The organism is Microbacterium altimontanum, assembly GCF_058349865.2.
On sequence record NZ_JBYRJB020000006.1, the window covers coordinates 141,858 to 153,794 of the forward strand.

At 71.0% G+C, this 11,937-nt stretch carries 9 protein-coding genes; 1 reads left to right on the forward strand and 8 read right to left on the reverse strand.

From position 1 onward, the window contains the following. Window positions 1-11: 11 nt before the first annotated feature. Together AC3RX1_RS12225 and AC3RX1_RS12230 are read right to left on the reverse strand one after the other, a co-directional pair. Entirely contained in the window at window positions 12-1,703 is a 1,692-nt protein-coding gene (locus tag AC3RX1_RS12225) for an amidase (protein WP_491501516.1), read from the reverse strand. A 1-nt stretch (window position 1,704) separates the two neighbouring features. After that, entirely contained in the window at window positions 1,705-2,748 is a 1,044-nt protein-coding gene (locus AC3RX1_RS12230; protein ID WP_491501517.1) for an agmatine deiminase family protein, read from the reverse strand. Window positions 2,749-2,812: 64 nt separating this feature from the next. Here AC3RX1_RS12230 and AC3RX1_RS12235 point away from each other — a divergent pair, with 64 nt between their 5' ends. Continuing rightward, window positions 2,813-3,445 (forward strand): TetR/AcrR family transcriptional regulator, encoded by a 633-nt coding sequence (locus AC3RX1_RS12235; protein ID WP_491501518.1) that lies wholly within the window; start codon window positions 2,813-2,815, stop codon window positions 3,443-3,445. Window positions 3,446-3,609: 164 nt separating this feature from the next. Here the strand turns inward: AC3RX1_RS12235 and AC3RX1_RS12240 are convergent, their stop codons facing one another. The 6 genes from AC3RX1_RS12240 to gabT form a co-directional block, all read right to left on the reverse strand. Then, window positions 3,610-4,971 (reverse strand): NAD-dependent succinate-semialdehyde dehydrogenase, encoded by a 1,362-nt coding sequence (locus tag AC3RX1_RS12240; protein WP_491501519.1) that lies wholly within the window; start codon window positions 4,969-4,971, stop codon window positions 3,610-3,612. Window positions 4,972-5,008: 37 nt separating this feature from the next. Next, on the reverse strand, window positions 5,009-6,475 hold the full coding sequence (locus AC3RX1_RS12245; protein ID WP_491501520.1) for an NAD-dependent succinate-semialdehyde dehydrogenase: 1,467 nt from the start codon (window positions 6,473-6,475) through the stop codon (window positions 5,009-5,011). Between the two features lie 63 nt (window positions 6,476-6,538). Continuing rightward, a complete protein-coding gene (locus AC3RX1_RS12250; RefSeq protein WP_491501521.1) occupies window positions 6,539-8,110 on the reverse strand; it encodes an APC family permease in 1,572 nt (523 codons plus the stop codon). Beyond that, window positions 8,107-9,024, reverse strand: a complete 918-nt coding sequence (locus tag AC3RX1_RS12255; protein WP_491501522.1) for a universal stress protein — start codon at window positions 9,022-9,024, stop codon at window positions 8,107-8,109. The genes AC3RX1_RS12250 and AC3RX1_RS12255 overlap by 4 nt, the downstream gene beginning before the upstream one ends. Then, a complete protein-coding gene (locus AC3RX1_RS12260) occupies window positions 9,021-10,379 on the reverse strand; it encodes a flavin monoamine oxidase family protein (protein WP_491501523.1) in 1,359 nt (452 codons plus the stop codon). Before AC3RX1_RS12260 ends, AC3RX1_RS12255 begins: the two co-directional genes overlap by 4 nt. 123 nt (window positions 10,380-10,502) lie before the next feature. After that, entirely contained in the window at window positions 10,503-11,855 is a 1,353-nt protein-coding gene (gene gabT, locus AC3RX1_RS12265; RefSeq protein WP_491501524.1) for a 4-aminobutyrate--2-oxoglutarate transaminase, read from the reverse strand. Window positions 11,856-11,937: the final 82 nt, after the last annotated feature.

Below are 11,937 nucleotides of genomic sequence, written 5' to 3' on the forward strand. Positions count from 1 at the left end.
GGAAGATCGGCTCAGATCCGTGGTGTGCGCGGCGGCTCGGTGCGCCGGCGGCCGGTCGCCTCGAACGCGGCGCCGAGCGCCAGCAGGGCGGTGTCGTCGTACGCGCGGCCGGCGAACGTGAGGCCGACGGGCATTCCGGTATCGGGCATCGTGCCCATCGGCACGGTGACCGTCGGGATGCCGAGGTGCCGCGGCACGAGGTTGCCGTTGGCGACCCAGACGCCGTTGCGCCAGCCGAGGTCGGCCGAGGCCGGGTTCACGTCCATGTCGGCGGGAGCGACATCCGCCATCGCGGGGAACACGACCGCGTCGAGGCCGTGCGCGTCCATCCACTCCTCGAGGTCGACGCGCCGGGTCTGCTCCAGGCCGCGCACTCCCTGTTCGAGGTGCGGGATGTCGGTGAACCGCTCGTACGGATGCGTCCGCACCTGCTGGGGGTACCCGGCGATGTCGTCGTCGAATCCGTCGTAGCGGTCGGGCAGCGCCCCCGCCGGATGCGGGAAGATCTGCGTGCCGTCGACGTCGTCGAGCCGCGAGAGCGACGGGTCGCCATTCGCCTTCAGGAAGTCGTCCCACGCCCACGCCGACAGGTCGACGATCTCCGAGTGCAGGAACTCCGGCGACACGAAGCCGCGGTCGGCGATCGTCGGGGCACCGGCACGGTCGCCCTCGTAGTTCGTGACGGCGGGGAAGTCGACCTCCACCACCTCGACGCCGGCGGCCTCCAGGTCGCGGCGAGTCGCCTCCCACAGCGCGATCACGGAATCGCGGGTGCGGATGGGCTGCCCGGTCGCGCCGCCGATCGTCGTGCCGGTGCCCGCGTCCGGGTCGGCGTTGATGTACATCCGCGGAACGCCGAGGCGCGTGCCGCGCAGGTCGGCCGGCGCGAGCGCGCGATAGGACGAGGGGCGCAGCGCCGAGGCGGCGGGAATCGGCACCCACGGCTGAGCACGCCAGAAGTCGCCGCGCGCTTCGGGGTCGTCGGCGACGATCACATCCAGCACCTCGAGCAGGTCGTCCATCGTGCGGGTGTGCGGCACGACGACGTCCATCGTGGGCACGAGCGGCCAGTTCCCGCGGACCGAGATGACGCCGCGCGAGGGCGTGTAGGCGCAGAGGGCGTTGCAGGAGGCGGGCGCCCGGCCGCTCGACCACGTCTCCTCGCCGAGCCCGAAGGCGGAGAAGCTCGCGGCCGTGGCGGTGCCGGAGCCGTTCGACGACCCCGAGCCGAAGGCGCTCGTCAGCCAGTCAGCGCTGTAGGGCGACTCGGCGCGCCCGTAGACGCCCCGCTGCATGCCGCCGTTCGCCATCGGCGGCATGTTCGTGAGGCCGAGGCAGATCGCCCCGCCGGCGCGCAGGCGCTCGATCGTGAAGGCGTCGCGCTGCGCGACGAGACCGGCGAAGGCCGGGGAGCCGGCGGCCGCCGTCAGACCCCGCACGAGGTAGCTGTCCTTCGCGGTGTACGGGATGCCGTCGAGCGGCCCGAGCGTCTCGTCGGCGGCGCGCCGCGCGTCCGACGCGGCGGCTTCGGCGAGCGCGTCGGGGTTCCGCACGACGACGGCGTTCAGAGCCGTCGGGGTGCCGGGCGCGTCGTAGGCGTCGATGCGGGCGAGGTACGCCTCCACCAGCTCGACGCTCGTCGTCCGTCCGGTCTCGAGCGCCGCGCGCAGATCGGCGATGGACGCCTCGACCACGTCGTACATCTCAGGCCTCCCCCTTCGCCACGGCGGGCTGCTGCTGGGTGATGCAGTGGATGCCGCCGCCGCGCGCGAAGATCGGGCGGGCGTCGACGGTCACGACGCGCCGGCCCGGGTACGCCGCGGCGAGGACCTCGCGGGCGTGCGCGTCGGCGTGCTCCTCGCCGAAGCCGCAGGCGATGACGCCCCCGTTGACGACGAGGTGGTTGATGTAACTCCAGTCCACGAACCCCTCGTCGTCGCGGAGCGTGGCCGGCGCGGGCACGTCGATGATCTCGAAGTGCCGGCCCGACGCATCCGTCTGCTCGGAGAGGAGGTGCTTGAGGTCGCGGGTCACGGCGAAGTCGGGGTGGTCGGGGTTGCGCTGCTCGTGGAGCAGGATGCGGCCCGGCGCGGCGAAGGTCGCCACGATGTCGACATGTCCGCGGGTGCCGAAGTCGTCGTAGTCGCGGGTCAGGCCGCGCGGCAGCCAGACGGCGCGGGTCGCGCCGATCGTTCGGGCCATCTCGGCCTCGACGCGCTCCCGGTCGGCGTACGGGTTGCGGTGCGGGTCGAGCTGCACCGTCTCGGTGAGCAGCACTGTGCCCTCGCCGTCGACGTGGATGCCGCCGCCCTCGTTCACGAGCACCGACGGGATCCGCTCGCAGCCGACATGTGCGGCGACCTGGCGGGCGATGTCCGCCGAGAGCTCCCATTCCGCCCATTCCGGCGCACCCCAGCCGTTGAAGATCCAGTCGACGGCGCCCAGGCGCCCGCCGTCCTCGTCGTCGACGACGAACGTCGGGCCGAAGTCGCGCATCCAGAACTCGTCGAGGGGCGCCTCCACGATCTCGACGGCCGAGCCGAGCATGCGGTGAGCACGGTCGGCCTCGCTCGGGTCGACGACCATCGTGACCGGCTCGAACGCCGCGACGGCGAGTGCGACCTCACTCCAGGCGCGGTAGCCGCTCTCCTGCCAGGCGTCTCCGTCGCCGAGCGTGATGCCGGCCCGCGGGAACGCCATCCAGGTGCGCTCGTGCGCCGTCGCCTCGTGCGGCATCGTCCAGGCCACGTCGCCTCCTCCATCGAGTATTGATCGCTTGATCAATACTCGATGTTCCTACACTGGACTCACGATGTCAACATCACCGCCCCGCGTGCGCACTCGGAAGAGTCCCCAGCAGCGCTCCGCCGAGATCCACGACGCCGCGCTCGCGCTCGCGCGGGAGGACGGACTGGCAGCGCTCACCCTGCGCGCGATCGCGCAGCGGGCGGGCGTCGCGCCGGGCCTCGTCGCGCACTACGCCGGCGGCATGGACGAGCTCGTGGCGCGGACGTTCGGACGGCTCGTCCTCGGCGAGCTCGACGATGTGCGCGCCGAGGTCGAGCGGGCGTCCACCCCCGCGGCGCAGCTCGCCGTGCTGTTCGCCACCGTGCTGGGGCGTGACCACGACGACATCACGCTCGTCTGGGTCGACGCCTGGTCGCTCGGGCGGGCGAACCCCGCCCTTGCGGCGGCGATCGACGAGCATATGGCGGGATGGCAGTCGTTCATCGCCGGGATCGTGCGCGACGGCCGCGGCGAGGGCGGCTTCCAGACGGACGATCCGGATGCGGTGGCCTGGCAGCTGCTCGCGATGATCGACGGGCTCTCGGCGCACGCGCTGACCCGCGGGACGGATGCCGCGGAGTTCGTGCACCGCCTGGCCCAGGCGAGCGAGACGCTCGTCGGAGCCCAGCCGGGCGCGGTCAGCGGCCGACTCCCGTAGAGCAAGCCGGGCGCGTGGGACGGCCACCGAGACCGCCGCCGCATGCCGTGAGGGTACAGCTGGTGGACGAGGGTGTGGGAACGAACCGTACCCTCGTCCACCAGCTGTACCTTCGCCGGCTCGGCCCGGGCGGCGTGCGGAGCGCGGGCGGAGACGACGGAGGCTTACGCGGAGCGGATGAGCTTCTTGTTCACGAACTCGTCGGCGGCCAGCAGACCCAGCTCGCGCGAGGTGCCGCTGCGCTTGACGCCGCCGAAGGGCAGCTCGGGGCTGTCGGCGAGCACGAGGTTCACGTACACCATGCCGGCCTCGATGCCGTCGGCCACCCGCTCGGCCTGCTCGGGGTCGGTCGTGAAGACGTACGAGCCGAGGCCGAACGACGTGTCGTTCGCGAGGGCCACGGCATCCTCCTCCCCCGTCACGCGGTACACGACCGCAGCAGGGCCGAACAGCTCCTCCCGGTAGACGTCCATCTCAGGCGTCACATCGGCGAGCACCGTCGGCGCGAAGAATGTGCCCTCGCGCGTGCCGCCGGTGAGCACCGTCGCGCCCTGTGCGACGGCGGTGTCGATCTGCTCCTGCAGCCGCTGTGCGGCCGCCTCCGACGACAGCGGTCCGAGCACGGTGTCCTCGGCCATCGGGTCGGATGCCGTCACCTCGGCCATCTTCGCGGTGAACTTGCCGACGAACTCGTCGTACAGGTCGTCGGCGACGATGAAGCGCTTGGCACCGTTGCACGACTGTCCGTTGTTGTCGAGCCGCGCCTCGACGGCGGCCGACACGACGCTGTCGATGTCGTCGGTCGAGAGCAGGATGAACGGGTCGGACCCGCCGAGCTCCAGCGCGACCTTCTTGAGGTTGCGCCCGGCGACCTCGGCGACCGCGGCGCCCGCGCGCTCCGAGCCGGTCACCGACACGCCCTGCACGCGCGGGTCGGCGATGATCGTCGCCGCCTGCTCGTTCGTGACGTAGAGGTTGACGTAGCCGCCCTGGGGCAGGCCGGCGTCCTCGTAGATGCGCTCGAGGGCGGCAGCCGACTCGGGGCACTGCGGCGCATGCTTGAGCAGGATCGTGTTGCCGAGCACGAGGTTCGGCGCCGCGAACCGCGCCACCTGGTACGCCGGGAAGTTCCACGGCATGATACCCAGGAGCACGCCCAGCGGGGCGCGGCGCACGAGCGCCGAGCCGTCGCCGACGATGTCGATCGGCCGGTCGGCCGTGATCTGCTCCGCGTTGTCGGCGTAGAACTCGATGATGTCGGCGGCGAAGTCGACCTCGCCGAGCGCGGCCGAGAGCGGCTTGCCCATCTCGCGGACGATGATCTCGCCCAGCAGCTCACGGCGCTCGCGGTGCAGCTCGGCGATGCGGCGCACGACCGCCGCGCGCTCCGCGACGGGAGTGCGCGACCACGTGCGGTACGCCGACTCGGCGGTCGCGACCGCGTCCTCGACCTGCGCATCGGTGAACGTGTCGTACGTGGCCAGCTGCTGGCCGGTTGCGGGATTGACGACGGCGTAGTCGGTCATCCGGGGTCCTTTCCGTCTGGGGCGCGGGGCGCCCGGGTCACTCGGCGGGGATCAGGGTGTACTTCGTCGACAGGTACTCGTGGATGCCCTCCGGACCGCCTTCGCGGCCCATGCCGGACTGCTTCACGCCGCCGAACGGCGCCGCGGCGTTGGAGACGACGCCCACGTTCAGGCCCATCATGCCGGTCTCGATGCGGTCGATCATGCGCTGACCGCGGGCGAGGTTCTCGGTGAACACGTACGAGACGAGGCCGTACTCGGTGTCGTTCGCGAGCCGCACCGCTTCGTCCTCGTCCCGGAACGGGGCGATCGCGAGCACCGGGCCGAAGATCTCCTCACGGAGGATGTCGGCGTTCCCCGGCACGTCGGTGATGACGGTCGGCTCGAAGAACGTGCCGTCCGACTCGATCGCCGACCCGCCGGCGCGAACGGTCGCGCCCTTGGCCACCGCGTCCTGCACGAGCGACCCCGCCTTGCCGACAGCGTCCGCGTCGATGAGGGGGCCGATCGCGACGCCGTCCTCGGTGCCGCGCCCGACCTTCATCGCCTTCACGCGCTCGGTGACCCGGTCGGCGAACTCCGCGGCGACCGACTCGTGCACGATGAAGCGGTTCGCCGCCGTGCACGCCTGGCCGATGTTGCGGAACTTCGCGATCATCGCGCCTTCCACCGCCTTGTCGAGGTCGGCATCCTCGAAGACCACGAACGGCGCGTTGCCGCCGAGCTCCATCGAGGTGCGCAGCACCCCCTCACCGGCCTGCGCGATGAGCTTGCGTCCCACCTCGGTCGACCCGGTGAACGACAGCTTGCGCAGCCGCGTGTCGGCGATGATCGGGCCGGACACCTTGCTCGAGGTGGTCGTCGAGACGATGTTCACGACGCCGGCGGGAAGGCCCGCCTCCTCGAGCAGCTTCGCGAAGAACAGCGTCGACAGCGGCGTAAGGGCCGCCGGCTTGACGACGACGGTGCAGCCCGCGGCGAGCGCGGGAGCGATCTTGCGGGTCGCCATCGCGAACGGGAAGTTCCACGGCGTGATGAAGAACGACGGGCCGACGGGGCGCTGTGAGACCACCATGTGGCCGGTGCCCTCGGGGTTCAGCCCGTAGCGGCCGTTGATGCGCACGGCCTCCTCGCTGAACCAGCGCAGGAACTCGCCGCCGTACGTCACCTCGCCGCGGGACTCCGCGAGCGGCTTGCCCATCTCGAGCGTCATCAGCAGCGCGAGGTCCTCCTTGTGCTCCTGCACGAGCTCCCACGCCCGGCGCAGGATGTCGCTGCGCGTGCGCGGAGCGGTGGCGGCCCACGCATCCTGTGCCGCGACGGCGGCGTCGAGGGCCCGGATGCCGTCGGCCGGCGATCCGTCGGCGATCGTGCGCACGACCTTCCCGGTCGCGGGGTCGTTGACATCGAAGGTCTTGCCGTCCTCGGCGTCGACCCATTCGCCGGCGATGAACAGGCCGGTCGGGACCCGGTCGAGAAGCTCTGTCTCCTGTGCGGCGCTCATGCGCTCTCCTCTCACTGTCTGAGTGTCACTGTTCGAGTGTTCGACCGCGTTGTCGCGGTGTCGTCACTGTGCGGCGGCGCGGGACCGCCGAAGGCTGGGTGGGGCGTCCATGGCAAGTGTCTCACCACGGAAGAAGGCGGGGCGGCGCACGGCCTGCCAGATCATCACGACGACGCCCACGAGGATCACGGTGATCCCGAGGACGAACACGAGGCCGACGCCGAACAGGCTCGATCCGCTGCCGTAGTCGGGGTCCATGCTGTCGATGAGCGTCGACACGAACAGGATCGCGAGGATGATGCCGCCCGCGAGCGGGAACACGAGCGTGAAGAACACGTTCCGCACCGAGTCGAACCACTGCTTGCGGAAATACCACACGCAGGCGAACGCGGTGAGGCCGTAGTAGAAGCAGATCATCATGCCGAGCGCCGTGATGGTGTCCCACAGCACGTTCTCGCTCACGACGCGCATCACGGCGTAGAACACGGACGCCACCACCGACGAGACGATCGTGGCGAAGCCCGGGGTGAAGAACCGCGGGCTGACGCGCGAGAAGCGCTCCGGCAGGGCGCCGTAGTGTCCCATCGACAGCAGGGTCCGCGCCGGCGACACGAACGTGGACTGCAGCGACGAGGCCGAGCTCGTGAGCACGGCGAGCGACACGAGGAACGCGAGCGGCCCGAGGATCGGCCCGGAGAGGTAGAAGAACACGTTCTCCTGGATGCCCTCGTTGCCGAGGCCCAGATCTCCGGTGCCCACGCCGGCGAACATGATCATCGCGACCGACAGCAGCAGGTACAGGAACACGATGATCAGCACGGTTCCCGTCGCCGCGCGGCCGGGCGTCTTCTCCGGGTCGCGGGTCTCCTCGTTCATCGTGAGGGTGACATCCCACCCCCAGAAGATGAAGATCGACAGCGAGAGTCCCGCGGCGAACGCGCTGAAGCTCGGCACCGTGAACGGGTTGAACCACCCGAGGTCGAACGGCTCGTAGTCGAACGCGTTGCCGCTGACCGCCTGCACGATCGCGGCGATCGCGAAGAACAGCAGCACGACGATCTGGAACGTGACGAGCACGTACTGCAGCTTCTGCGTCGTCTGCATGTCGCGGTACGACACGAACGTCGCGGCGAGCATGAACAGCAGGCACACGGCGATGTTGATCCAGGTGACCTGCGCGAGGTCGGCGATCGCCGGGTCGCCGGTGATCTGCGCGATCAGCAGGAAGAGGAACTCGACGGCGATCCCGGCGAGGTTCGACAGCACGAGGATCGTGGCCGCGACGAGTCCCCAGCCGCTCATCCAGCCGATCCACGGACCGAACGCCCGGGTCGCCCAGGTGAAGCTCGTGCCGGCATCGGGCATGCGGTTGTTCAGCTCGCGATACCCGAAGGCCACGAGGAGCATCGGGATGAAGCCGACGAGGATGATCGCGGGGATGTGCGGGCCGACCACCGACGCCACCGGCCCCACGGCGGCGGTGAACGTGTAGGCGGGGGCGATGCAGGAGATGCCGATGACGATCGCGCCGATGAGGCCGACCGCGCCCGCCGAAAGTCCCTTCTTGGAGAGGGCTCCGGTGTGCGTTCCGGTCTCGGGCTCCAGCGGCGCTGCGGAGCTCTGGGTCGTGGTCATCGGTGGTCCTTCGTGCTGTCGGATGCGTCGCCGACACGGGGGATGGATCTCTTCAGGCTGCGCGGCACGACGATCATCGGCACCGGCACGGCGCGCAGCAGCTTGGCCGCCGTCGAGCCGAAGAACAGGCGGTGCTTTCGCGCGAGCCTGCTGGAGCCGACGAGCACGAGCTCTCCGGGCAGCCATTCCAGCGCGGCTGCGGCATCGGCGATGCTCTCGCCGCCGGCCGTGACGACATCGGCCGCGACCGTCTCGGGCAGCGCCGCACGGGTCTGGGCGAGCACCTCGTCGGCATGTGCCGAGCCGACGAGACGGATGACGCCGGTGTCGACGCCGTCGGGAAGGTCGGCGGTGACGAGCGACAGCAGGCGCACCGGGGCGCCGATCGCACGCGCCAGGTCGACGGCTGTCGTGAGCAGCGCCTTCGCGCCGGGACGGGTGCCGATCGCGACGGTGATGCGCGGGATGCCGGCATCCGCGTTCTTGCGCTCCCCGCGCGGGGCGAGCACGACGGGGACGACCGAGGAGTGCAGCAGGTCGGTCGCGGTCGAGCCCAGCTGGTGCCGGCCGCGCGCGGCGCCGTCGCCGGCGCCCACGACGATCATCGTCGCGTTCATCTCGGCCGCCGCCGCTTCGAGCCCCGCCGCGAACGAGTCGCCGTAGCGCACGTGCTCGTGGTGGACCACGCCGTCGGGCAGGGCGGCCGCTCCCTCGGCGAGCCAGTCGCGGGCGCGGCCCCGCAGCAGCTGCCCGTATCCGGGGTTGGCGGGAGTGATCACCGTGCGCTCGTCGGCCGGGAGGACGAGCACGAGCTCGAGCACCGCCCCGGTCGCCGCGGCGAGGCGCGCGCCCAGGGCTGCGGCGTCGGCCCCGGCCGAGGTGGCCGTGTAGCCGACGAGGATGCGGGTCGTCATCCGCGCGCCCGCTCCACGATGGCCGCCGCGGCGGCGCGGCCCATCCTGATCGCGCCGTCGACGTGCTGGTATCCGGCGCCGGCCATGTCGCTGCACGCGAAGTGGATCGGGCCGACGGGCTGGCGCAGGTCGGCGCCGTAGCGGGCGAGTCCGCCCATGTCGAAGCTCGCCGCGTACGCGCCGCGGGTCCACTCCTCGCTTCCCCAGTCGCTCTCGTAGTACACGACGGGGTTCTTCGCCTCCGGGCCGTAGTAGTGCGAGAGCGACTCGAGGATCCGTTCGCGGCGCTCGTCGGCCGACAGCGCGAACAGGTCGTCGGCGTTGCGGTCGGAGACGAATCCGACGAGCGTTCCCCGCTCGTCCTCGTGGTTCGTGTTGTCGTAGGCCTCGTGGCACAGCTCGTACGGGCTGAAGGCGGTGCCCGAGAGACCCTGTTCGCGCCAGAACGGCCGGTCGTAGACCGCGTGCACCTTGATGACAAAGCCCATCGACAGGTGCTGGTGCAGCTGCTGCTGGCGGCGCGGCAGCGGCGGGACGAACGAGATCCGCTCGTACAGCACCGGGGCGTGCGCGAGGATCGCGTACCGGGCGCGGACCGTCATCGAGTCGGCGCGGGCGATGACGCCGTCGGCGGTCCACTCCAGGAAGCGCACCGGCTCGTTCAGGAAGACGTCGTCGCCGAGCCGCTCCGCGAGCAGCACCGGCACCTGCTGCAGTCCGCCGACGACGCGCTTGTCGAGGATGAAGTCGGCGTCCACGAGGTGCGAGTACGAGCCGGCGGAGGCGGCCATGAGCAGCGACTGCAGCAGCGAGAACGCGTGCGTCGGCTTGGTGAGCATCGCCGAGCCGGTCGCGAACGCGAGGTTGCGCACCGCTTCGTCGTCGTCGGTCTGGGCGCGCAGCCACGCGTCCCAGGTGATCCTGTCCCACTCCTCTGCCTGGGGGTGGGCCCACGGACGGTCGGGGTCGATCTCGGCGACAATCGCGTCGAGACGCTCGGTGATCTCGGCGATCACCCGCTCGGTGTCGGGCGCGACGGGGAACATCTCGCCGGTGAACCGGGAGGTCGTGCCGTCGGGGCCGACGTAGACGCTGTCGCCGTCGCGGTACCGGCTGAACGTCTCGAGCCCCAGCTCGTCGATCGTCTCGATCAGCGCGTGCTGGTCGGGCGAGACCCACTGGCCGCCGATCTCGAGCATCGCGCCGTCGATCGTGTCGGTCCAGACCCGGCCACCGACCCGGTCGCGGGCCTCGAGCACCGCGACGGACAGTCCGGCCTTGCGCAGTTCGTTGGCGGCCGTCGTTCCGGCGGCGCCGGCGCCGATGACGACGACGTCTCGGGTGATCTCGGTCATGGGGTCATTCCTTCTGTGCGAACGGATGCTGTGCGGACGGATGTTCTGCGGGCGGATGCGTGCGGTGAGGTGGCCGCGATCGGGCCACCGGTGCCCGGTCGCACGGCACTGCCCGGCGGTGGATCAGTGCGCGGCAAGCGCCTCCGCGACGATGTCGAGGCCCTCGGCGAGGAGCTCGTCGCCGATCGACAGCGGCGGCAGGAACCGGATGACGTTGCCGTACGTGCCACACGTGAGCACGACGACGCCAGCGGAGATGCACTGAGCGGCGATCGCCGCGGTGAGCGCAGGATCCGGTTCGCCGGTCGTCGGGTCGACGAACTCCGCCGCGACCATCGCGCCGCGTCCGCGGACGTCGCCGATGCGCGGGTCGGCGGCCTGCAGTTCGCGCAGGCGGCCGATCAGGATCTCGCCGATCTGCTGAGCCCGCTCGATGAGGCCGTCGTTCTCGAACACGTCGATCGCGGCGAGCGCGGCGGCGCAGGCGACGGGGTTGCCGCCGTAGGTGCCGCCGAGGCCGCCGGCGTGCGAGGCGTCCATGATCTCGGCGCGACCGGTCACTGCGGCCAGGGGCAGACCCCCCGCGATGCCCTTGGCGGTCGTGATGAGGTCGGGCACGATCCCCGACGCCTCGCATGCGAACATCGCACCCGTGCGCGCGAAGCCGGTCTGCACCTCGTCGGCGATGAACACCACGCCGTTGTCGCGGCACCAGTCGACGAGCGCCTCGAGGAACCCATCGGCCGGGACGATGAATCCGCCCTCTCCCTGGATGGGCTCGATGATGACCGCGGCGACGTTCTCGGCGCCGATCTGCTTCTGGATCATCGCGATGGCGCGCTTCGCGGCCTCGGGTCCGCTGAGGTGGTCGTGGAAGGGATACGACATCGGCGCGCGGTAGACCTCGGAGGCGAACGGGCCGAAGCCGCTCTTGTACGGCATGGCCTTCGCGGTGAGCGCCATCGTGAGGTTCGTGCGGCCGTGGTAGGCGTGGTCGAAGGCGACCACCGCCTGGCGGCCGGTGTGCTTGCGGGCGATCTTCACCGCGTTCTCCACGGCCTCGGCGCCCGAGTTGAACAGCGCGCTCTTCTTCGCGTGGTCGCCGGGGGTGATGCGGTTCAGCGCCTCGGCGACGGCGACGTACGACTCGTACGGCGAGACCATGAAGCACGTGTGCGTGAACTGGGCGACCTGCGCCTGCACCGCCTCGACGATCTTCGGGTGCGCGTTGCCGACGGTCGTCACGGCGATGCCGGAGCCGAGGTCGATGAGCGAGTTGTCGTCGGCGTCGACGATCACTCCGCCTCCGGCGGCGACCGCCGCGATCGGGGCGGTGTGTCCGACACCGGCGGCGACGGCGCTGGCCTTGCGGGCGAGCAGCTCCTGGGAACGGGGACCGGGGATGGCGGTGACGAGGCGGCGCTCCTGGGGGAGCGCGGGTCCGCCGACGGTGGTGGTGACAGCCGCAGTGCTCATACCGGCGATGGTAGGCAGCCGGACGCCGGCGGTGCACTCGCCGTCGGGTACATTCTGTATGTTCGGTTCGACACCGCGTACA

Bases quoted from the DNA above. Each gene is read 5' to 3' on its own strand.
- AC3RX1_RS12225 (WP_491501516.1), bottom strand. From the start codon at position 1,703: ATGTACGACGTGGTCGAGGCGTCCATCGCCGATCTGCGCGCGGCGCTC.
- AC3RX1_RS12235 (WP_491501518.1), top strand. From the start codon at position 2,813: ATGTCAACATCACCGCCCCGCGTGCGCACTCGGAAGAGTCCCCAGCAG.
- AC3RX1_RS12240 (WP_491501519.1), bottom strand. From the start codon at position 4,971: ATGACCGACTACGCCGTCGTCAATCCCGCAACCGGCCAGCAGCTGGCC.
- AC3RX1_RS12245 (WP_491501520.1), bottom strand. From the start codon at position 6,475: ATGAGCGCCGCACAGGAGACAGAGCTTCTCGACCGGGTCCCGACCGGC.
- AC3RX1_RS12250 (WP_491501521.1), bottom strand. From the start codon at position 8,110: ATGACCACGACCCAGAGCTCCGCAGCGCCGCTGGAGCCCGAGACCGGA.
- AC3RX1_RS12255 (WP_491501522.1), bottom strand. From the start codon at position 9,024: ATGACGACCCGCATCCTCGTCGGCTACACGGCCACCTCGGCCGGGGCC.
- AC3RX1_RS12260 (WP_491501523.1), bottom strand. From the start codon at position 10,379: ATGACCGAGATCACCCGAGACGTCGTCGTCATCGGCGCCGGCGCCGCC.
- gabT (WP_491501524.1), bottom strand. From the start codon at position 11,855: ATGAGCACTGCGGCTGTCACCACCACCGTCGGCGGACCCGCGCTCCCC.